We start from the raw sequence: 21,059 nt of genomic DNA, 5'->3' as shown, positions 1-21,059 counted from the left end.
CGGCGGTGCTGGAGGCGGCGGGCCTCGGACTAGTGCGTCCTCCCGCTCCAGGAGCCAACCTCTTCACAGCCCCCATGCCCGAGGCAGATGGCGGTGTGCCGGACAGGGCTGTGGCGTTGATGGTGACGAGTGGCGCTGAGCCGCTTCCCTACCTGGGATCTGGGCAAGCTATTTGCTTGGCCCCCGGCTGTCAGATTCGCATTCGCTCGGAGCCCGAGGATTTCCAAAGGGGGCAGGCGCTGGCGTTTGCAATATCTAAGCTGGTTCGATTGACCACTGCCGTCACGGGAGTAGTCATTCGGTCTGAAGAGAGTTTCCCCAGATATCTTGGTGCGGATGAGGCAGGTCGTTATCGGTGGGTAGTGAATATTTTGGCCAAGTACGTCGAGGTTTCTTGCTAGGCGGGAATAATGCTCTTGGTGGGGCAGTGCTGGGCGATGGATTTAAGAAAGCGAATGAGGCAGGGTGGGGTGTCTGCATATTGGGAGAGCTGTGAAAGTATATTCCCGGACTGAATGGTCAGGCTGTTGGGGTATTTCCTGGAGATGTGTTTTGGTTGTCTTTGGTTCGCATTATCTGCCACCCATTTGATGAGCTTCCCGTAGAATTGTATAATGTATTTCCCGCGAAACAGCATGGAGCGAGACGGGTGTCCCGAGGTTTCCTTTTGAATTCCGTGAACGGCAGCGCATGGAGTTGGTGTGGGCGGTTGAAAATGCTTGTCAAACTCCTCGAGCGAACATATGGGAGTGGACTGCTCGGCCGAGAATTGCACGAGCGTGCTGAGCTGAGTCTCATTTAGGGTCGGGGTCTCGTCGGGGTGTCTGTTTTTTCTTTGCCAGCGAATCCAGGCGATTAAGGGTTCGATGGCATCTAGGAAGCTCGCCATTCCTCGCTCGTACACTTGCTCTAGGGCTGCCTGGTCGGCCCGTGTGGTCTCTGTGCTTGTTAGAAGGATTTCGCTAACAATCAGTCTTCGGAATGCATCTCTTGTTGTGTATAGATTCTCAATGGAGTAGCAGGGGGTTGTGTAGGTTTTGGGATGGGTGTTGTGCTGGGAGTTGTCGTCGAAATCGGCGTCAATAAAAAATGCTGTCCATGCGTTTTTGTGGTCGGGTGATTCGTCGATGAGCGCTCTGAGTCGAAGGACACCTCTTTTCCCTCCGCAGAAGAGGTCAATTCGACTCGATGGCTCGACTATCAGGTCGATGCGGATGCCGTAGTATTGTGCGTCTTTGCCTTCGAGGAAGCAGAAGAGGGCCTGTGGGTTGACTGCGTGTTGTTGCTGGAAAGCTGTCCATGCGACCGCGTATGTTGTTCTTGCTTCGCGAAGGGTCTTAGCGCGGGACATGTGTTGTTCTCGTGCGAATCTTTAGTTGGTCGGCATATGTGTCTAGCGAATTTTCAAAGATGAATGGCGAGTGCGTTGCTGCTATCAGGACTGCGCAGCGATTTGACTCCGCGATGTCCTGTAGAAATCGACGCTGCCATTCCATCGAGAGCGAGAGTTCGGGTTCGTCGAATAGAATCGTTACACGACTGGATTCGGAGAAGTAGACCTTTGAAAACGTGGATACGATCTGCTTTTCGCCTGAGGAGAGGTTGTTTAGCTGTACCTCTTGCCCTGTTTCTTTGTGTGTGACGGTGATGGAGAGTTTGCTTTCATCGTAGCGAATCTCTTTGTTTCGGAGGTAGCCATTGGTTATGCGTGTGAATTCCTTGATGTCGTTGTCGCGTACTTTTTGGTTCTCGTAGATTTGCATCAGGTTTGCCAGGAAGTAGATGAGTGGTTCGTATTTTCGGTCTGAGATTTGAGGCGAGGAGACGATCTTAAGGATGTCCGCCTTTTTTTCATTGGTAATGTTTGTGCCGATTCGATCGAGGACAATACGTAGTGTGGGTGTGTTGTTTACGGTTTCCCGCATTTTTGGGGTGACGTGAATGCCGTCAGTCAGCTGGGAAATCATCCGCCCGTTGACGATTGAGTACCATTCGACGGATTTGGCACGAATTTCTGCTGTTATGCTGTCGAGTTTATTCTTGACGTCTCCCATGCCGAATTGAATGAGTTCCTCGGATTTCTCAATTTCTTGCCCTGGCCGACCAAGCGACTGAAGGTCCTCTTCGATGCGACGATATGTTGGGAAGTAGAGAACTTTGTGTGGAAGGAGTCGTGATAGCTGCTGAAGTTTTGAGTGTGTCTCTTTTGTTTTCCCGAATTTCCCCTGCTCGCTCAGGAGCATGCGTATTGAGTCGTAGACTATTCGCCTCGGGAAGCCGGAGGCATTGGCTGCCTTGATGGATATTGGGTCTTTGTAGAAGCTCTGGTATGTCTTTGTTGTGGCCGAGAGGAGTTGTGATAGCTCTTTCTCGTTGGTGTGCTTTAGAATCGATGACATGGCGTGAGTAAGGTAGCCATGGTCCTCGGACTCGTGGGGAGTGAGGAGTTCGTCGCGCGCGAACTCTATCGATTCGCCATTGGTAAAGACAAGCGCGATTCTGCTGAAGCTGAAGCGCTGGAGGCGTTCGGTTTTTTGACTTAAGAGGTGGAAAAGCATCGATAGTACGGTTGTTTTTCCGGTTCCGTTTTCGTCGATGAGGATGCGTTTATTGTCTTTGAGGGTTAGTATTACGTCGCGATTTCCGTGAAGCTCTGCGATTATGACGGTTGTTAGTTGGGGTGGATGGGGGTCACTTGTCATTTTCAGTTCCAGTGGTGTTGGTTTGTTGAGCGCACTTGCTCATTAGTGGTCGCGGCAGCTTGTGGGCTAGCTGTTGTGTCTCTCGTCGGTGCAGTCTTATCGAGTCGATGGCCGCGTGGCTCGCTGTGCCACTAGGAAAAAGCGTCCCCATAAAGAGGTGGGGATGCCTGTTCGAGTCAAAGTCGATGCCGTGAACCTGGCGCGCCTGCGCCGCGCCCCCTCCGAGGTGCTGCGCGCGCTGGACGTACCGTGCCGGGACATCGCGCGGCTTGCCCTCGACTATTCGCTGTTCCTGGTGCCGGTGGGCAAGGACGGGACGGACGGCCACCTTCGCGACACGGCCTTCCTCGACGGTCCTCGCTACAACCTTGGGCTTCCCCTCTCCACCACCTGGACGGCTGGCTACTCGCACCCGTCCGCTGGCCCCATTCACGAGGGTTGGCACTGGGGTGCACCCCTCTTCAACCCGCCGTCCCACTTCCTCCGCAAGTCGTTCCGACGCGCCCGAGGCAGCGCGCGCCGACGCGTCGCCGCCGTCCTCCAGGACTTCCTCGCTCGTCGTTTTCCCACCCGCTGAGAGGTTCCCTATGGCCCACCCCCGAGAAGCCTTCTTCGACAAACTCTACATCCGCGCCACGGAGACCGCACCCACCGAAGTGGATGCGTTGGATGGTGTCACGGAGGCCCCCGTCAACCGTGCCAAGGACACCGTCGACACCAACTACTTCGGCAATGACGGGTACAAGCGCAGCAAGGGCACCCTCAAATCCTTCACCATTCCCCTGGCGGGCCACATCCTCAAGGGCAGCGCGCCTCAGAAGGTGCTCCTCGACGCCTTCGAGTCCGACGCGACGGTGTTCTTCACCATCATCGAGGACGAAGAGGCCCCCGTGGGTAGCCAGGGCTACCGCTACCCGGTGACGGTGACGTCCTACGAGGAAGGGCGCAGCTCCACGGACGTCGTCACCTTCTCAGTCACGCTCAACGGCCAGGGCGCTCCTGTTGCCGTGTAGCTGGCCCATGCCTTCCACCTTCGCAGAGGAGACACCCATGTCCGCACCCGCCATGCACCGTAAGCCCCTGGGCACCCGCCGCACCCTCCACAAACGCGTCGCTCTCGACGGCGCCGACTACGACATTTGCCGCCCCACGCTGGGCGAGAAGATGGACGTGCTGTCCGCGTCTCGCGCGGCCAAGGAGATGGGCGACGACCGCCATCCCGTGGACGAGGCGGCGGGGATGATGATGATGGCTCGCATCGCCGTCTGCTGCCTGTACTTCCCGGGCACCGCGACGCGTGTCTTCACCGAGGCGGAAGTGGCGGCGGTGAAGAACGAGCCCTGGCTGGAGGAAGTGCAAGGCGAGCTGGCCTCGGCCTTCGCGGGCCCGACGCTGGAGAACGCGAAGGGAAACTCCGAGACCACCCCGAGCTGAAGGCCCTGCATGGGGTGGTGAAGCTGACGGGCCAGTCTCCGGACGCGGTGCGCGGGTGGGCCTGGGACGACGTCGTCCACCTGCTCGCCTTCTGTGAGCTGGAGGCAGACGAGCTGCGCGCGGGACGTCCCCAGGCGGGCCCCGGGAGCGGCGGCCACACGGTGACAACGGTTTTCCGGAAGCGTCCGAAGAGGTGAAGCATGTCTGGCGGCGGGTTGAAGGTGGGCGACCTCTACGTGGCGGTGACGGCCGCCATTGGCGAGGCCATGGCCAACCTCGCCAAGCTGGTGAAGGGCGTGGAGAAGGCCGCCAAGGAGGTAAAAGAGAAGGCCGGGGACCTCGGGGACATTGGCGCGGTGGTAGCGGCGGGACTTGCGGGCGCGGTGGCCGCCGCGTCCCAGTCCAACGCGGCCATGTCCAAGGAGGTGGAGCGGATTACCTCGCTGCTCTACACCCTGGCTGCTGACATTGGCGACGCGCTGATGCCGGTGGCGAAGCAGGTGGCGGATGGGCTGGAGAAGGTGGTGGCCAGCTTCCAGTCCCTCTCGCCCGAGGTGAAGGCCAGCACCCTGGACCTCGCTGTCTGGGTGGCGGGGGCGGGCCTTGCCTTGGGGGCCCTGGGGAAGATGGCGGGTGTTGTCGAGGCCGTGGCCGCCGGGACGGGCCTGTTGCTGTCGGCCTTCAACGCGTTGAACAAGTCCACGGCGCTGGCCTCGCTCGCGGGCAGCATGGACAAGGTGACGCAGTCCATGGGCGGCATGGTGGCCACCGCGCCCTCGGTGAAAGGCAGCCTCTCACGGCTGGCCCTATCCTTCGGGACGCTGCTGGTGCCGCTCGCCGCCGTGGCCGCTGCAATTGCGGGAGTGGTGCTGCTCGCGGGCGCCGTCTACGCGGCCTGGGAGGACTCCAGCACAGGCCTCGCGGACTTCTTCCGGGGCCTGGGCGAGAAGCTGGGGCAGCTGGCCGCGCGGATTGCGGACGCCTACGCACGCGCCTTCGCGGCCCTCGGGGACTTCCTCGGGCGTGCCGCTGCTTCCATGCTGGAGCGCGTGGCGGCCTTGGTGCGCGGCGTCTCGCGCCTGCTGGAGCCGGTGGCGAGGGCGGCGGGCTTCTCCCAGTTGGCGGACACCTTCGCGGCTGTCTCCACCCTCACCGGCCAGCAGCTCCTCGACACGTTGGGGCAAGGGGCCCAGTTGCTATGGACGGGGGCGAGGGAGACGGCGGAAGCGGTGGGCTCGGCGGTGGCGGGTGCTGGGCGCACGTTGGCCGAGGGCGCTGCCTACGGGTTGAACTCCAGCGCGGCTGGGGCCAAGCGCCTGGGGACAGACATCGCCCGTGCGCTCAACCTGGAGCACTTCACCGAGGCGATTCAAGCTCTCGTCACGCAGCTGACGGGCGTCACGTCTTCCGCCGGCAAGGCCCGCATCCGCCACCCCACGGACAAGGCCGCCTTGGAGTCCTCGGCGCGAGAAGAGGCCGCACGGGCGCGAGAGCTGGCGAAGCTCCAGGAGCAGGCCGCCGAGGAGTCGCACCGCGAATTCGTCGCCAGCGTCCGCGCCGAGGAGGCCGCCGGAGCTGCCGCGTTTCGCGAGGTGCGTCGCGAGTCCGAGGCTCTGGCCGACGCGGCCAACGCCACCATGGAGAGCGCCCGCGCGGCCATGGAGAGCGCCCGCGAGGGAATCGTCAATCGTCTCCTCGGCGGACTGGGCCAGTTGGGCGACCTCATCAACGCGGGCCTGCAAGGGTTTCAAGCGGGTGGTGCCTATGGCGCCATCATCGCCGTGGTGTCGGAGCTGCTCATGCAGTCCGAGGGATTCAAGGGCGTCATCGAGGCCACCAACGGCATCATTCAGCAGGTGGCCGATGCGCTGGGGACGCTCCTGGAACCGCTCCAGCCGCTCTTGGGCGCCATCTCCCTCGTCATCGACGGCTTCTTCTCCGCGCTGACACCCGTCTTCGAGATGATGGGGAATGCGATTAAGCCTCTCGCGCCGCTGATTGCTCTTGTCGGGCAGCTGCTGGAGGGCCTCGCGCCCCTCTTCGAGCAGATGGGCAAGTTCTTCGTCATGCTGATGGACCCGCTGGGCCAGCTGGTGGGGCCCGTCATGAAGGCCCTGTTTGGCGTGTTGAAGTTCGTGGCCACCGTCATCCTCGCCGTGGCTCGGGCGATTGGCTGGGTGTGGAACCTCATCGTCGGCGCGGTGCAGAAAGTCATCCACGCGTTGAGCAGCCTCATTTCCTGGACGGGCTTTGATGGCTTGGCGCGCTTCGCTCGCAGCCTCGACGGGCTGAAGGTGGACACGGACGCCATGCGTGCCTCACAGGACGCCCTGGAGGGGACGACGTGGGAGTCGGCCATGGCGCGCGCCGAGGAGACGGCTCGGGTGCGCGAGCACACGCAAGCGGTGTCGCGTGCCACGGAGGCGTTGACCAATGTTCCGTCCGCCTGGAAGCGCGCGCTTCGCACCTTCGAGTCGGAGAACGCCCAGGAGGGGCCGACACGTCCGCCCACCCCAACGTCGCCCACGTCTCCCTCTCCTGCGGATGAACCAGAGGACGACGAGCACGCGGCGACGCCCATTCAAGGGGGCGCCATGCCGCAAATCCCGCCGGCAGTGCTGGAGCACTACGAGCGGATGCGGCGGCTGTTCGGCTTCGGCGTGGGCGCGACGTCCCAGTCCGCGCCCGTCACCTACAACATCGTCGGCTACGACATTGACGCCGCCATGGAACAGACGCGCCGCGACGAGACGTTGCGCCAGCAGCGCGCGGGCGTGCGCACCAGCGGCAGCCGCATCCGTCTGACGTCCCGCTTCTCTCCCGTCTGAGGACTCCCACCATGGCCGCGCTCGCTCTCTCTGGAATCCCCTTGCCGGTGCTCACCGAACGGGGCCTCACGTACACACCCACGTTGCTGGGGGAACACCGCCGCGCCTTCTCTGGGTGGCTGCGAACCAGCGAGCGGCGAGAAGTCCTCTCGTACGCGGGGAACACGGGGCCGCTCTCCCAGGAGGACGCCCGCGCATACCGGGGGCTCCTCAAGGGCGAGGGCCACGTGTGGAGCTTCGAGGCGGGCATGCGCAGCAACGCCTTCCTCCTGCCGAGCGCCACCACTGGCACGGTGACGGCGGGTGTCGCGGGTGGGCGCTATGGTGCGTGCCTGCGCATGGCCGCCAACTCCAGCGCCACGTTCCTGACGGGCATGGGCTCGAAGTGGACGGTGGCCTACTGGTGGAAGCTGGAGGGGCAAGCCAGTTGGACTCACTTCATCCACCGGGCGGGCCACTTCGTTTCCAGTGATGGGCGCGTCGATTCCACTACGCCCAACAGCGGCGCGCTCGTCGTGGACGGGGCTGGAGCGCTTCCGGCGGGGGACGTGACACTGCGAATCCTCGGCGGGTTTGGCGGCGGCATCGGCAACCCCACCAATGCGGCGCTGCTGGTGGATGACCTCGTCATCCTTCCATGGGTGGCGCCCGGTTCGTGGGTGACGCCCTGGTACGCCACTGGCCAGCCCTTCGGCGCCCCGTACCCGTACCACGTGGCCTCGGGCCCCGCGATGTACGAGCCGCGCGTGGTGCTGGGCAAGGTGGGTCAGGGGCGCGCCGTGGAGTGGTGGCAAAACGGCGCGCGCGTGCTGGGCCAGGAGTTCGACTTCGAGTTGCAGGAGCGCTGAGCATGCGTCCGCTTTCGTCCTTCCAGGCCGCTCTCCTCACCAGCCCCACGGGCTACTCGACGCATCCCCGCGTCTGGGTGCGTGACGGGCAAGGTGTTTGGCTCAACCTGCAAACTCTCTTCGGTGCGGACTGGGTGCTGGGCGTGCGCATCAACGAGAAGCTCGACGCACCCGTGGCCGAGGCGGAGGTGGCCCTCGCACGCAACGGAGCTGGAGGAGGGCGTATATCCCTATCGCCCCTGGTGGTGCAGTCCCTCGCCAACACCACCCGAGGCAGCTTCGTCCCGTTGCTCGCGGAGGCGGCCTACTTCCGCATCGAGCTGGGGCTGGCAGCGCCGGGGGGCGTGCCGAGAGAGGAGGACTACTTCGAGGTCTTCCGGGGCCGCATTGACGAGGTGGACACGGGTCCCGAGGAATTGAAGGTGGTGGGGCGCGACTTGGGCGGGCTGCTCCAGGACACCGTCATCGAGGTTGAGCGCGAATACGGTAACGACACCGTGGGCGTGCCGGTGCAGGCCATCATCCAGGCCCTTTGCAATGACAACGGCATGGCCAGCTTCGGCCTCTACGTGCCGGTGGACCCGCTCTCCCAACGGGGGCGGTACGCGCAGAAGGCGGAGCCCATCCTCGATGCGGTGCGCACCCTCGCGCAGCGAATCGGCTGGGACTGCCGCATGAAGTGGCGGGCAAGTACCGGTGCCTACGCGCTGACGCTCTACGCGCCGGACCGACTCCAGACGGCCGAGGAATGGGCCTATGGCCCGGACGAGTACGCGGACCTCGACTCGGTGACGCGCCAGCTCGTGGACATCCGCACGGACGTCGAGGTGGTTTACAGCGACAGGGCGGACCTCGACGCGTCGGGTGTGCCGAAGCGGAAGAAGGTGACAGCCAGCAACCCCACGGCGCGGGCGCAGGTGGGGCGGCGCTGGATGCAGTTGGCCGAGGACGCTTCCAGCAACATCAACACGGGCGCCGAGGCGCAGCGCCTCGCGGATGCGGCGGTGGCGGACCTCTCCGTCTCTCCCCTCACGGTGAGCATGACGGTGGACCCTCACCCGGGCATGGAGCTGGGGGACCTGGTGCGCGTGGAGCCGGATGGCGTCCGCCTAGACACGGCGCAGCGGCTCGCCGTCCAGGAGCTTGAGCACGAATGCGCGACGGATGGCACTGCCCGCATGAAGCTGGTGCTGCGCGGGCAGCCCTCGACGTCTGTGCGCGAGTGGATGGAGCGCGATGCGCGTCCCGGCATCGCCCCGAGCGCGCCTTTCACCGGCCCGGCGGCGCCCCAGCAGCTGAAGACGACGCCCATCGTCAACGGCTTCACCGTGGCGTGGACGCCGGCCCCCTCTGGCCCTAAGTGGGACGAGTACGAGCTGCACGTCTCGCGGGAGCCGGACTTCGTCCCTTCTGCGGCCACCTTCCAAGAGCGCGCGCGGGCGACGTCCTTCCAGTTGTCCAACTTGAAGCCGGGCGTGACGTACTTCTGCCGGGTGGTGGGGCGGGATGTGAAGGGCAACGTCGGGGCGCCTTCGGAGGCGGTGCCTGTCACCACGGCCTACGTGACGCCCGCCACGTTGATGCCCGGCGTCGCCTTCGGTGAGTCGCCACCCAATCCGGACTTCGAGGCGTGGAGCGTGGAGTCCTCACCACCGGACGCATGGGCCATGGGCGCGGGACTGTGGGCCGGACATGCCCAGGTGACGCAAGACGCCTACACCGGCCAGCGCGCGGTGCGACTGCTGGCGAGCGGGACGCGCCTCGACTCCCAGGCGATGATTGCCCGGCCCGGGGACAAATACAGCGTGGACGCCCTGGCGAAGACAACGCAGCTCGGCACGGTGCTGAACGTCCAGCTCGTCTGGTACGACGGCGCTTTCAACGCGCTGTCCACGTCGAGCACCAGCCGCGCGTTGCCTGCCGGCGGGTGGCAGCGCCTCACCGGCTTCCATGCCGCGCCGACAGGGACACGCTACGTGCAGGTGCGCCTCTTCGTGCCGCTCACCACCGGAGCGCCTTGGGTTTACGTCGACTCCGTGCGGCTGGAGCGCGTGGGCGGCCTCGTCGAGCCGTGGGTTGGCATCCGCACGGACCAGCTCAACGACTTGGAGAACGGGTGGACGGCTTGGGACGCCGCTGCGTGGCCGCTGGGCTACTACAAGAACAGCGACAACGAGGTGTCCATGCGCGGTGCCGTGCGTCCGGGGACGGTGGGCTACGTCACCGTGTACCGACTGCCGGTGGGCTACCGCCCCAGCAGTCCGCGCGTCCTCGCGCTTCCTACGAGCCACGGCCTGGGCCTTGGTCAGCTCAACCCGGATGGGACGTTGCAGGTGTTCAGCGTCCCTGCTGGGGCTGTCTGGGTGAGCCTCGACGGGGTGCGCTTCCGCGCCGAGCAATAGGGAGGGCGTGGGCCACGGCCGGAAAGTGTCCCCATTGAAGAGAGGGAGAGCGGGAGCTGTGCGGCATGGCGCCGTGCCTTCCGCCCGAAAGGCTCACCATGCTCCGTCCCTCTTTGCTCCTGGCTGCTTCCCTCCTGCTCGCATCTTCCGCCCTGGCCGCCGAGTCGCCCGGTGTTCCGGACCCGAGCCGCATCGAGGAGTTCGCGCGCCTCGTGTTCGACGCGGTGACGTCTCGCAACTGGGCTCTCGTCGCGTCCCTCGCGGTGGTGGCTGTCGTCTATGCGCTGCGCCGCTTCGGTGGCACTCTCTTTCCGTGGCTCGCGTCCTCGCGCGCTGGCGCGGTGCTGGCGCTGCTGGTGGCCGTAGCGGGTGCGGTAGCCAACGCGCTGGTAGCGGGCGAGTCCTTCACCTGGGCGCTGCTGCTGAAGGCCCTGGGCATCGGCTTGGGGGCGGCGGGTGGCTTCTCCGTGCTGAAGGCGCTCCTCTTCGGTGACGCGGCGACGCGGAAGGCCGAGGAGGCGGGAGAGCTGGCCGCCGGGGAGATTGCCGGCAAGGCGGCGGCGGTGGCCGTCCTGGAGCAGCTCCACAAGGGCCGCAAGCCGTGAGGTGGTTTGGCCTGGTGCTGGCCCTCGTGCTCGCGGGGCCGGTACGTGCCGAGGAGGAGGTGCTGGACGTGGCCCGCGCCACCGTGACGCTTCAGGACGGGCGCACGGTGGCGGTCTCCGAGGGCTGCTGGTTGTCCACGCAGCGGTGCGTTGACACGGCCCGGGAGGTGCGGCGCCTCCATGCCGAGAACGAGGAGCTGCGCCAGCACGCGGGGGACGTGCCGCTGGTCAAGGTGCTGGTGTCGCTTGCCCTTGGCGTGGGGTTGGGATTCACCGTGGCGCAGCTCATCCGTTGAAGGTGAGAATCTAAAAGGTCTACGAAGCCTGGACTTTTCAGATGCCATCTGCCGAGAATCCTCGGGAGCGTCAGTGCGGTGCCTCTCTTGCTCCCGAGGACTCATGCCTCCCTCTACGGACAGTGGCAGAACCTTCCCCAAGTCAAGTCGCAAGTCCTACCCTGCGACTCCGGACGCGCCCCAACCTCTCTTCAAAGTGGGCGGTGTCCGGTACGAGGTCGTCCGCGAGCTGGTCCGAATGCAGACTGGAGAAACCCTGCTGCTGGCCCACCGCTACGCGCTGGAGGAGGCGCTTCCGGGCCCCTGCCTTGTGCGGCGCCTTCCGAGCCCTTCAACGTACTCGGAGCGCAAGCGACTCTCCGATGAGATTCAGCTCGCCTTTCGCCTCTGCCATCCTGGCATCGCCCAGGTGTTCCACCTGAAGATTCACCGGGACGCGCCCCACGTCGTCATGGAGTACGTGGACGGCCCTTCCTTGGAGACGCTGGTGAGCGCGGGCGTGGTGCGCGGCAAGCCCGTCTCGGAAGCCTTCGCTCTCTATACGGGCGTCGAGTTGGCGGAAGCCCTGCACTACGCCCACACGTTGAAGGGGGAGGATGGCAAGCCGCTGGGCATCATCCACCGGGACGTCAATCCCCGGCATGTCTTCGTGGGTGCCCATGGGGAAGTGAAGCTGGCCAACTTTGGCGCGTCCTATTCGTTGCTGGTGGGGCGCACCGAGTCGCCTGCAAGTCTGGTGAGGGGCGACGTCGCCTATGCCTCGCCCGAGTACCTGGAGCGAGGCCCTCTGTCCCCGCGTTCTGACGTCTTCAGCCTGGGCGTCCTGCTCGTGGAGTTGCTGACGGGTACGCACCTCTTCGACGTGGAGGACGTGCCGCCCCTGCCCGAGGGCATGCGTCACCTGTTCACTGAGTACATTCCCTCCCTGCCCCTGACGCAGATGCGGACGCTGCTCGCCAGCTTCGGTCCGGAGGACGTCGAGCGTGCGGTGAAGGGTCTGGCGCCAGACATGAAGGCGATTCTGCACACCGCCCTGCGTGTCGTCCCTGAGGAGCGCTTCGCCACGGCGGCAGACATGCGCGACGTGCTGAGGGCGGCCTTGGCCAAGCGGCACCCGGGCTATGGGCGCCAGGACGTACTGGAGGAGGTGCGCCGCGTCGTCGCGGAGGGCGGAGGCCATCGCGACATGGTGGAGTTCGGTGAGGTGGGCCTCTACCCCGAGGGGCTGGAGGAGCACGAACTGCACGCGCTCGCGAAGAAGGGCTAGCGCGACAGGGCGGTGGCCACGTGAACGAGGGCGTCGAGCTTCTCCTCGTCCAGCTTCCGCGCCAGGGTGAGAAGGCGGCGCAGCTCGGGTGTCTCCTCCTCGCGAGGGGTTGCGCGCGGCGCCTTCTTTCCTGCCCCTGGTGGCGTCAAGCCCAGCAGCACCTCGGGGGACACGTGCAACTCCGCGCAGAGTCGGAAGAGGGAGGGAACGCTGGGCAACATCTTCCCTCGCTCCAGGCGATTGTAGACGGCGTGCACGAGGCCCACGCGCTCGGCAACCTCGGCCCGTGTCAGCCCCAGCTTCTCGCGCGCCTCGCGGGCCGCTGCGCCGATAGTTATCGCGAGTTCTTCGTTCATGAGCCTTCACCGAGGGGGAGAGATGAGTTCGAGAATCGCTCTTACCCGAGCATCATCCAGTTGGCGCACGTAGAAGAAGAGTCGGAGCCGCGCTGGCGGGTCCTCGTCTGGAGGCAAGGCGGGCGAGTGCCCCATCAGCTCGTTGGGCGACGCATCCAGCACCTCACAAAGTCGGTGAAGTGTCGAGACGCTGGGCTGCATCCTCCCTCGCTCCAAGCGGTTGTAGACAGTGAGGACAATCCCCACGCGCCGGGCTACTTCGGCCTGTGTCAATCCCAGGCGTTTGCGAGCGACGCGAGCGGCGCAACCAATGACGATAGGGAGTGGTGAGGGGGAGGGGGGAAGGGACGTGGCTGCCTTCATCCCTCCTGTGTAGCCGAAAGCGACTCAGAATTGAACCCCTAGAGTCACGCATGAAGCGTTGGACCTAGTACGTCCTGCCCTGTTCTGGCTTGGCGAGGATGGACTCCACGTTGGGTGATGTGTCTGGTAGCGTGCGCCGCCCGCTGGGAGGCAAACAAATGCAAGAGAGTGGCACCGTGAGAACCGAGAGGAGGACGCCATGAGGAACGGGCCGTCCCTTGCGGTGCTGGCGCCCGGCTCCCAGGTGGTGGGCTATACGGTGGAGCGGCGCCTGGGCAGTGGTGGCTTTGGCGCCGTGTACCTCGCGCGGTGCGATGGGCAGTCTGCCGCGTTGAAGCTCTTGGACGTGGCGCGGGTGGGCGAGAGGGTGCAGCGCGAAGTCTCCATCCTGCTGAAGCTGAATCACCCCAACGTGGTGGGCATTCTCGGCTTCGGGCGATGGCCCACGGCATCCCCGGAGTTCGCCGTCATCGTCATGGAGTACGTGGAGGGGCGCCAACTCGACGCCTGGGCAAGCGAGGAGAACCCTTCCGCGCGTCAGGTGGCCCGTGTCGTGCTGGACGTGGCGCGAGCGCTGGAGGCGGCCCACGGGGCGGATGTCCTTCATCGCGACGTCAAGGAGGCCAACGTTATGGTCCGCGCTTCGGATGGTGCGGCCAAGCTGGTGGACTTCGGCGTAGGCGACTTCGAGGGCGCGCGGGGAATCACGTCGGACATCCTCCCGCCAGGGACGCCCGAGTACCGCTCACCGGAGGCGTGGACGTACTTCCGTCAGAATGTGCGCGTTCCCGGGGCCAGCTATGCACCCACGCCCTCGGACGACCTGTGGGCGTTGGGCGTCGTCCTCTACAAGCTTCTCACCGCGCGCGTTCCCTTCGAGGGACCTGATGACTACATCAGGACCGAGGCTGTCATCTCCGCCGCACCGATGTCGCCGCGCGCGGTGAACGAGCGCGTTCCCGTGGCGCTGAGTGACTTGTGCATGCGGCTGCTGGAGAAGACTCCCGCGACGCGAGTGCCCAGTGCGCAGGCACTTCGCGTGGCCCTGGAGGAAGCGCTTCGCGACGCGGACGCGGCGTGGGACCTGCCGCTGTGCGACTCTTACGGTGAGGACTCCGCGACGACGGAGGGAGACAGGGATAGCCACGACAGGTGGCTGCTCGCGCCCCTCCACCGGCCCCGGCGTGGCAAGCGTCCCCATGTGGCGAGGGAAGAGCCCCTGCCCGCGTGCGAGGTCCGAGCACCCGAAGAGAAGGCTCCCACGACGGAGCACGTGTCGTGGCCCGTGCGCCCCGCTTGGACCTGGGCAGCCGTGGCGTTGGCCATGGTACTCGTCGCGGTGGGGGCCCTATGGAGCTGGCGGACGTCACGCGTCGCGGGGGCCGTACCGACCCGTCAGGAAGTAGCGCGCATTGGGAGTTCGTCCCAAGCTGTCCAGGCCGCAGCTCCCCCCATCGGAACGGAGGCAACCCCTGCGGTCGTCGCCGTTCCCGCGATGCTTCCCGAGGCCACAACTGTGAAGATGGAGAAGACCGAAATCCCGACGCCGCCGAAGCCCGCGAAGAAGGGCACGGGCATCATGAGTAGGGTAGTTGCCGCAGCAGTGACGTGCTCGGCACTGGGTTGCCCCGGCACGCAGGTGCGTCCACCCCCGCCGCCCGAGTCGTGCCCGGCTGGTGCTGTCGAGGCGATGGAGAAGTGGGGCGTCGAGGTGGGGGATCACCACGATGCAAAGCTTCCTGTTAAGGGCGGCGGTGCCGCAGTCGTTACCGTCAGAGAAGGACCGGCAGAAGTGACACTTCTGGGCAACTGGGAGCGAATTCCGAGTGGGACAGTCTTCTCGGGGCGCCTTTCGGTGAGTGACCGCCTCTATGGCCGGTTTACCCGAGCACGCACTCGCGGAGGGGATAGCTTCCCGGTGTGCCTGGAACTGCGGACGGCATCGTTGGAAAAGGGTTTGGAGCTGGAATCAGTCAACGCTGACTCCGCGAGTGTCCGTGTCTTCTCAAGTGGAGACGTAAAGGCTGTGGCCGAGTTTGAGTGATTCAATGGGCGCGGGCATTCGCACACGGGAGTAGCAACTGGATGCAAGTATTTTCACCGGCCTTCCTCCTGTGTCTCCTGCTGGCTGCTGGAGGGGCGAAGGCCCAGGAAAACATGGCATTGGGGGTGGGCACTCGGCGCATCGACTTGCTACCGGATACGGTCCGCACGGCTGCCGAGGTTTTCGTGAGCCCAGGCTTGTCTACTGTATTGCTCTTTGATGCAGATGTAGTTTCAGACAGCATAGAGATTGAGGGCCGGAACCTCTTCACGCGCGTCGACGTGGGGCAGGCGACAGTGAGATTGGCGCTGTCGCCTCGTGCTAGCCCCGGCGAACGGTTGCGCTTTTCTGTAAGGTTTCGCGACGGTGCTGCACCAACAGGGGCCTCATTTCTGCTGGTGGTACATCCCGCAAAGGCCAACGCTGTTGTGGAGGTGTTCCGAAGCTCAAGGACCGTCGAGTCGTATCAACAGGAGGCCGTCGAGGCGCGTGCGGAAGCGATCCGGTTTAAGGAAGAGAATGCGCGGCTTGTCTTGGAGCATAAGGTTCCCGGTGGTTTGACTGGGCTGCTTGCGATGGGTGACATGGACGTTCATGGGGTGGTTGGAATGCCATTGAACAAGTCGCTTCTGCTTGATTCGAGAAGTGCAATCAAGCCATCCCAACAAGTTCGGAGCTATCGCTCGAAGAATCGCGTTGCTGTGGAAGTCTTGCTGGAGGACACGCGTGGAGGCCAACCTTGGTCTGCTAGCGGCGCGACACTGAAGGAACAGTCTGGCGTAGACTTGAAAGTACTGAGTGTTTGGCAAGAAGCGCCGATTACTTCCGATGCCGCGAAGCGGGTGATCGTTGAGGCCGAGGCTCCAGCGAACGCATCTCAAGGAACGTTCTCCCTCAAGCTATGGGAGGCCGACGGGCCGCGCACGGTGACGATTAGCAACGTGACCTTCCCCTGAGGGCGCTTCGAGGGATGTCGGCGTGACGTTGTAAGATTCTGTCGCGCTGTCGGTTCCCAGCCGTTTGTCAGACGGGAATGCCAGCATTCAACCCACTTGCCTTCCTTGGAGAGAGGCATGGGGGTGAAGAATGTGTGCTGTCCGCTGGATACTGTGCGCCGTTCTCTTCGTAACGGGATGCGCTGGCGTTGAGCCCTCGACGCGCAGGCGCACTTTCCAGCAGCGTTCCGCACTACTCGGGGAAGGGGAAACGGAGGCTCGGCATTCCCGAGGACAGAGGAGCGATGCGTTCGATGCGCTGCTTCGCGACGCGGGGCTGGAGGATCGGGACGAGCGTCCCGTGGCAGGCAGTTCGCTCACGCCGACACATGCAGCGCGGCTGCTGGAGGCGCTGACGGGCAAGGACGTGACGCTGGGGCAGTTTCCGGCCCGAGTCGCGGTGGGCTTCATGCTGCGCGAAATACTGGTCGCGGGCGAAGTGGCGCGCGCCGAGCTGGTGCGGCGGGTGGGCCGCTTCACGCAACTGGCGGTCCTCCGTCCTGACGGGTGCCTCGCGTGGGTACGCAGCGGGCAGACCCAGCAGCGCGTGGGCGCCGTGGAGTGGAAGGACGGTGCCTTTCGGGTAGGCCAGTTCGAGTTGGGCGTCTTCTACTCGGGCAAGGGAGGTGTCTTCCGGGAGCTGAACGCACGGCTGGAGGAGACGGGAGGAGGCGCCTTCGCGGACGTCCACGACGATGCCGACTACCTGAGCCGCACACTGGACGGAGCCGAAGAGGCATTCGTCGGGCTGGCTCTGGCGGTGGGGCAGTTCTTCTCGACGTCGCCCGCTGACAACCTCGCGGCGCTCCGACAGATGCCCGAAGCCGTGGCGGCGCTGCTGGAGTCGTCACCCGAGTACATGGAGCGCTTCCAGTACATGACGCGCGGCGAGCAGATTCAGGCCGTGTCCAAGCTGGTCACGAACCTCATCGCCACATGGGGCACCGCGTCTGCCGCAACGCGCACGCTGCAAGGTGCGACGCTCGCTACAGCGGAAGTGCCGGTCCTGTCGCTCTCGGCCCAGGGCGCTCTCGCGATGGAACGTGTTGCGGTGCCGGTGGGACGCGCGGCGGCGGTGCTGAGTGGCGGCCCCGGCGCGGCAATCATCCTTCAGCGAGCGAGCACGGCCGCGAAGAGCGGGGCACCGTCGAAAGGGCCCGGCCAGTGGGGACCGGCCAAGGAATCCATGTCCCCCCGTGCGCGGCGCTACCAGGAACAGATCACGGGCCACACCGCCGACGATGCATACTGGGTCGGAGGTGTCGGCAAGGACAGCGGAGGCGTGAAGTTCGATGGATTCGAGAAGGGCGTACTCCAGGAAGCGAAGGGGCCGGGCTATGCCAAGTTCTTCGAGGGGCTGGACCCGAAACGCTGGTTCAAGAACTCGGGGGCAAAGGCTCTTGGCGAACAGGCGCTCCGACAGATGAAAGCGGCCAAAGGGATGCCCATCCGTTGGCATGTCGCAGAGGAAGCCGCCGTTCCAGCACTTCGGAAGATACTTCAGGACAGAGGAGCCAAAGGGATTGAGGTTGTTTTTACACCTCCCCTTTGATGAGGAGACAGAGAATGATGGAGACCTACTATGCCGCTACTTACTGGCGCGCTCGCAAGGAATCACCGGACGAATGCGCATCTCGCGTGGTGGCCTTGCTCGAATCTATCGCTGGGGTTGAGGCGTCGTTCGCTAGCTGGTTCAGACAGAGCAAGGCGCGAAAGGACGCTTTGAAGAAGCCGGTCACGCCCAATCAGGATGAACTCGCAAAGGTGCTGGAGCGCACGAAGGATCGGTATCATGAAGATCTTGGTTACCGCATAAGCGGATGGAACGGTGCCTCTGAGGACTCCGATGCATGCAGTTTTGATGCAGCCGTGGGCATCTACTCCGAATGGGTGAACAATTTCTGGCTCTTTGAGTTACCCATTCATGGTGCAAGTGCTGAACGCATCTTGACGGCACAAACGTTGAGCGGACTTCTTAGGAGCATGGCGACAGCGTTAGACCCTGACTGGGGTGTTGCCATGTCTCATGCGCATCGGGAAATTGCCGACCCGACAGGACGGGCCAACGTGCAAATTGGGTGGGTAACGTACTTCGCCCAGCGGCTCGGTGTCGTGCCCCCGCTCCCGTCCCCGGTGCGCATTGAGCCCGTAGAGGACAAGGGCACCCTCGTCATTCTCACTCCCGAGCGCTTCACGGCCAGCAATCCGGAGCACGTTGCGCTGGCTGAGCGGGTGCGAGAACTGCTGGACCGAGCTGGACTATTGAAGCCGCTCCAGGCCCAGCCGTAGGAACAAGAGAGGCCGAGTCGTCCGCTGCTCGGTCCCTCTCTACTCCTCCTGGAGCCCTGCGCTGGCGTCCCTGCCATGTTGCACGTATGTCGCACGAGCCTGCGGAATGCACCGGAACAGGACGGGACGGAAGGGCACGAGGCGGGAATCAAAAGTTGAGTCGTTCCGGACGGTTACGAGGTAGGGGCGCGATTCTACTGGGAGTTTCGCACCGTCCGGAGCGGGTTCGATTCCCGGCTCGTGCACTTCTAACTGGCGAGAGTCGTTGAGGAAATTCTTCCGATTCTAGCCAGGTGCCCCCAATGTGCCCCCCGGACGCTGCTCCAGCACGCGAACCGCATCCTTCTTCACGTCTGGACTCAGGTGCGCGTATCGCATCGTCATCTCAATGGACGCGTGTCCCAAGAGTTCTTGCACGGCTTTGAGCGGCACTCCCCTCATGACCAGATGACTGGCGAAGGTGTGTCGCAAGGCATGCCATCCGATAGTCCGTCTCGGCCCCTCTCCGAACCTCACCCTGAGCGTGCAGGAGGTGGAGCGCATTGGCTGAGCCCTCTCACGTGATATCTACCTTGACGCTCACCGCCACCTCGATTTCGTCGGCGAGTTGCCCCTGTCGATGTCTGTTCCGCATGCCCTTGGCTTCAGGCTGGCTGATGCGACGGAAATCAGGAGTATGCTCACACGGGGAGACAAATTCAGGGAACAGGTGTAGGGTATCGAGTACTTCTTGCTTTGAAGGAGTCTTGCTTATGAACTCTTGCAATCGTGCCCTCGTTGTTCTGCTGTTCTCTGGCTTGCCGGGCATTGCTTGGGCAGCCGCAGCGTGTGTTTTTGACGGGCGGGAAAATGTTTGTGGATCGACGACGCCGTCTATTTGCTTGAAGCCCGATTCGAGTAAGTCGATAAAAGCACTTATAGCGAGCGAGTGGGCCAAGGAGTGGGTTGACGCGCACAATCGAGTTCGTGCGTCGGTGGTTGATGCGAAGCCCCCGTTGCCGAAGGTTGTCTGGTCCGACGAACTGGCTCAGGCTGCTCGGGGCTGGGCTTCGCAATGTAAGTTCGCGCATGATACGTGCCGAGCCACCCCTGGCTTCTTGAGTTATGTAGGGCAGAATTTGTATATGAGTGCGTCCAGCGACCCGAATAGCAAAGCTACTACTGCGCTTGTGTCTCAGGCAGTCAATGGTTGGGGGAACGAGCGCAGGTTTTTTCCGCAGAGCAGCATCAATCCTTTTGTGTTCGATGCTGCTTATGGCCACTACACGCAGTTGGTCTGGCGCAAAACAACGGCCATTGGCTGTGCAGTCGCGAGCTGCTCCAGTGCCAGTCAGCCCTTGGCGGTGTCGCATATTGTTGTGTGTAATTATGGTCCCGGTGGGAATATGGTTGGCGCAAAGGCATACTGAGGCGTTTGTGGGGAACGACGTTTCTGCCAACCTTGCACCCCGGTATCACGAGCGGCAGCAGGAGGTCGACCGGGGTCTTCCCGTGCACCACGCCGATAGGGAAGAGCCCGCCACCTGCGCTCGCGGATTCCAGGAGGGAAAGGCGCTGGATGGGTAGCAACGAAGACGGGCACCGCTTCCCGAGCGTCTGGCAGGTGCAACGAGTCTCAGGCGGCTCGCGCAGGCGGTGAGCGTCAAGGTAGATGTCGCGTGAGAGGGTTCAGCCGATGCGCTTCATCTCCTGCACGGCCGGGGTGAGACTGGGCGAGGGGCCCAGGCGGACGGAGCCCGCGGGAGTCCAGTTGCGCGTGACGCGGCTCCAGCGCTCCGGGTGACGGGATTGGGCGCGCTGGTACACCTGGTGGCGTCGCGCCAGCAGCGAGGCCTCGCGACCGAAGTGCCTGTCGTCGGGCGTGACGAAGCGGATGGCGGAGTGAAGGTGCTCGGTGTTGGTAAGCGACCGACGGCCGACGTCCTGAACTGGGGTGGACCCGCCGGTTCACTCCGGCATGCGACGACCCAATCCGGATGAGTGGAAGCAGTTGGTAGAAGAGTTCGAGGCGAGCGGGCTGACGCAGAAGCAGTTCGCGACCAGGCATGAGGTCTCGCTCAGCGCCTTCCAGTACACGCTGTACAAGAAGCCGAGGTCCGCACTGGGGCGGAGGTTCGAATCGACAGAGAGGCCACGGGGGAGGTTCCTTCCCGTGGAGGTGGTCGCGTCCCCCGTGCGGCGCTACCACGCTGCGTGCCCCAAGGCACGACCCACGGCCTGAGGCCAAGCAGCCCCCTCACATCGCTGCCGTGTCGCCCGTGCTGCCACGCGCGACTGGCAAAGCGATCAGCAGGGTGCGGAAGGGCCGGGACGAAGCTCACGGCGGCGCCCGGCCCGAGGGAGTCGTCGAGGTTTGGCGCATCGCCGGCAAGCGGCCGTGGATTGATCGCCGGCGACTGGCATGATGGGGTGCGATGCACTCCCTTCGACGCCTCCGCCACGACCGCATCTCTGCGTGGCTCACCGCCCACAGTGACGACGAGCTGGCGGCGGCCCTCCGAGCCGCGCCCACCCACGCCGTGGGGGTGGGCGGTGGCACCTCGGTGCTCGACGTGGACGGCGTGCCGGTATTCGCCAAGCGCATCCCGATGACCGACCGGGAGCTGGCCCATCCACACAGCACCGCGAAC

The 21,059-nt window shown here is 64.2% G+C and carries 23 protein-coding genes and 1 pseudogene; 18 read left to right on the top strand and 6 right to left on the bottom strand.

All coding sequences use genetic code 11. The annotated features are described in order from the left end of the window. Positions 1-74: 74 nt before the first annotated feature. Entirely contained in the window at positions 75-401 is a 327-nt protein-coding gene (locus HUA76_RS46570) for a minor capsid protein (RefSeq protein ID WP_371823545.1), read from the top strand. Here the strand turns inward: HUA76_RS46570 and HUA76_RS32455 are convergent. Next, entirely contained in the window at positions 398-1,351 is a 954-nt protein-coding gene (locus HUA76_RS32455; protein WP_174463024.1) for a DUF4435 domain-containing protein, read from the bottom strand. The genes HUA76_RS46570 and HUA76_RS32455 overlap by 4 nt on opposite strands. Further along, the gene (locus tag HUA76_RS32450; RefSeq protein ID WP_174463023.1) at positions 1,338-2,702 is read right to left on the bottom strand and encodes an AAA family ATPase; all 1,365 of its coding nucleotides are present in this window, start codon (positions 2,700-2,702) and stop codon (positions 1,338-1,340) included. The genes HUA76_RS32455 and HUA76_RS32450 overlap by 14 nt, the downstream gene beginning before the upstream one ends. A gap of 163 nt (positions 2,703-2,865) precedes the next feature. Between HUA76_RS32450 and HUA76_RS32445 the strand changes: the two genes are divergently transcribed. From HUA76_RS32445 to HUA76_RS32400, 10 genes are all read left to right on the top strand, one after another. Next, the gene (locus tag HUA76_RS32445) at positions 2,866-3,279 is read left to right on the top strand and encodes a hypothetical protein (protein ID WP_174463022.1); all 414 of its coding nucleotides are present in this window, start codon (positions 2,866-2,868) and stop codon (positions 3,277-3,279) included. 10 nt (positions 3,280-3,289) lie between these two features. Continuing rightward, the gene (locus HUA76_RS32440; RefSeq protein WP_174463021.1) at positions 3,290-3,715 is read left to right on the top strand and encodes a phage tail tube protein; all 426 of its coding nucleotides are present in this window, start codon (positions 3,290-3,292) and stop codon (positions 3,713-3,715) included. A gap of 37 nt (positions 3,716-3,752) precedes the next feature. Continuing rightward, positions 3,753-4,136 (top strand): phage tail protein, encoded by a 384-nt coding sequence (locus HUA76_RS32435; protein ID WP_174463020.1) that lies wholly within the window; start codon positions 3,753-3,755, stop codon positions 4,134-4,136. A 14-nt stretch (positions 4,137-4,150) separates the two neighbouring features. Continuing rightward, positions 4,151-4,333, top strand: a complete 183-nt coding sequence (locus HUA76_RS32430; RefSeq protein ID WP_174463019.1) for a hypothetical protein — start codon at positions 4,151-4,153, stop codon at positions 4,331-4,333. A gap of 3 nt (positions 4,334-4,336) precedes the next feature. Then, positions 4,337-6,964 (top strand): hypothetical protein, encoded by a 2,628-nt coding sequence (locus HUA76_RS32425; protein ID WP_174463018.1) that lies wholly within the window; start codon positions 4,337-4,339, stop codon positions 6,962-6,964. A gap of 11 nt (positions 6,965-6,975) precedes the next feature. Continuing rightward, complete coding sequence (locus tag HUA76_RS32420; protein ID WP_174463017.1) at positions 6,976-7,812, top strand: hypothetical protein; 837 nt, start codon at positions 6,976-6,978, stop codon at positions 7,810-7,812. Between the two features lie 2 nt (positions 7,813-7,814). Further along, entirely contained in the window at positions 7,815-10,214 is a 2,400-nt protein-coding gene (locus HUA76_RS32415; protein WP_174463016.1) for a fibronectin type III domain-containing protein, read from the top strand. 98 nt (positions 10,215-10,312) lie between these two features. Continuing rightward, positions 10,313-10,819 (top strand): hypothetical protein, encoded by a 507-nt coding sequence (locus HUA76_RS32410; RefSeq protein WP_254614635.1) that lies wholly within the window; start codon positions 10,313-10,315, stop codon positions 10,817-10,819. Further along, entirely contained in the window at positions 10,816-11,115 is a 300-nt protein-coding gene (locus tag HUA76_RS32405; RefSeq protein ID WP_174463015.1) for a hypothetical protein, read from the top strand. Before HUA76_RS32410 ends, HUA76_RS32405 begins: the two co-directional genes overlap by 4 nt. A 103-nt stretch (positions 11,116-11,218) precedes the next feature. Next, complete coding sequence (locus tag HUA76_RS32400; RefSeq protein ID WP_174463014.1) at positions 11,219-12,382, top strand: serine/threonine-protein kinase; 1,164 nt, start codon at positions 11,219-11,221, stop codon at positions 12,380-12,382. Here the strand turns inward: HUA76_RS32400 and HUA76_RS32395 are convergent. Next, positions 12,379-12,738: a helix-turn-helix domain-containing protein gene (locus HUA76_RS32395; RefSeq protein ID WP_174463013.1), complete on the bottom strand. Its 360-nt coding sequence runs from the start codon at positions 12,736-12,738 to the stop codon at positions 12,379-12,381. The genes HUA76_RS32400 and HUA76_RS32395 overlap by 4 nt on opposite strands. A gap of 6 nt (positions 12,739-12,744) precedes the next feature. After that, positions 12,745-13,101 (bottom strand): helix-turn-helix transcriptional regulator, encoded by a 357-nt coding sequence (locus HUA76_RS32390; RefSeq protein ID WP_174463012.1) that lies wholly within the window; start codon positions 13,099-13,101, stop codon positions 12,745-12,747. A gap of 199 nt (positions 13,102-13,300) precedes the next feature. Here HUA76_RS32390 and HUA76_RS32385 point away from each other — a divergent pair, with 199 nt between their 5' ends. From HUA76_RS32385 to HUA76_RS32370, 4 genes are all read left to right on the top strand, one after another. Beyond that, positions 13,301-15,145 carry a serine/threonine-protein kinase gene (locus HUA76_RS32385; protein WP_174463011.1) on the top strand — a complete coding sequence of 615 codons (1,845 nt, stop codon included), beginning with the start codon at positions 13,301-13,303 and terminating at the stop codon, positions 15,143-15,145. Between the two features lie 41 nt (positions 15,146-15,186). Continuing rightward, a complete protein-coding gene (locus HUA76_RS32380; RefSeq protein WP_174463010.1) occupies positions 15,187-16,101 on the top strand; it encodes a DUF2381 family protein in 915 nt (304 codons plus the stop codon). Positions 16,102-16,231: 130 nt separating this feature from the next. Further along, complete coding sequence (locus HUA76_RS32375) at positions 16,232-17,692, top strand: Tox-REase-5 domain-containing protein (RefSeq protein WP_174463009.1); 1,461 nt, start codon at positions 16,232-16,234, stop codon at positions 17,690-17,692. A gap of 14 nt (positions 17,693-17,706) precedes the next feature. Further along, entirely contained in the window at positions 17,707-18,429 is a 723-nt protein-coding gene (locus tag HUA76_RS32370) for an immunity 52 family protein (protein WP_254614634.1), read from the top strand. A 285-nt stretch (positions 18,430-18,714) separates the two neighbouring features. Here the strand turns inward: HUA76_RS32370 and HUA76_RS46145 are convergent, their stop codons facing one another. Both HUA76_RS46145 and HUA76_RS32360 read right to left on the bottom strand, forming a co-directional pair. Next, positions 18,715-18,972 carry a tyrosine-type recombinase/integrase gene (locus HUA76_RS46145; RefSeq protein ID WP_174463008.1) on the bottom strand — a complete coding sequence of 86 codons (258 nt, stop codon included), beginning with the start codon at positions 18,970-18,972 and terminating at the stop codon, positions 18,715-18,717. Between the two features lie 13 nt (positions 18,973-18,985). Then, positions 18,986-19,366, bottom strand: coding sequence for a hypothetical protein (locus HUA76_RS32360; RefSeq protein WP_174463007.1), 381 nt, complete (start codon positions 19,364-19,366; stop codon positions 18,986-18,988). On the opposite strand from HUA76_RS32360, the gene HUA76_RS46565 reads away from it, so the two are divergent. From HUA76_RS46565 to HUA76_RS32340, 3 genes and pseudogenes are all read left to right on the top strand, one after another. Continuing rightward, positions 19,311-19,838, top strand: a complete 528-nt coding sequence (locus HUA76_RS46565) for a CAP domain-containing protein (RefSeq protein ID WP_371823549.1) — start codon at positions 19,311-19,313, stop codon at positions 19,836-19,838. The genes HUA76_RS32360 and HUA76_RS46565 overlap by 56 nt on opposite strands. Positions 19,839-20,386: 548 nt before the next feature. After that, positions 20,387-20,650 (top strand): hypothetical protein, encoded by a 264-nt coding sequence (locus HUA76_RS32345; RefSeq protein ID WP_174463005.1) that lies wholly within the window; start codon positions 20,387-20,389, stop codon positions 20,648-20,650. A 193-nt stretch (positions 20,651-20,843) separates the two neighbouring features. Then, positions 20,844-21,059: pseudogene (locus HUA76_RS32340) on the top strand (hypothetical protein); the annotation flags it as partial.

Source organism: Myxococcus sp. CA056, from assembly GCF_013336715.1.
Taxonomy (GTDB): Bacteria; Myxococcota; Myxococcia; order Myxococcales; family Myxococcaceae; genus Myxococcus; species Myxococcus llanfairpwllgwyngyllgogerychwyrndrobwllllantysiliogogogochensis.
Note: the sequence above shows the minus strand (reverse complement) of the source record. Positions and strands in the feature narration are given on the sequence as shown.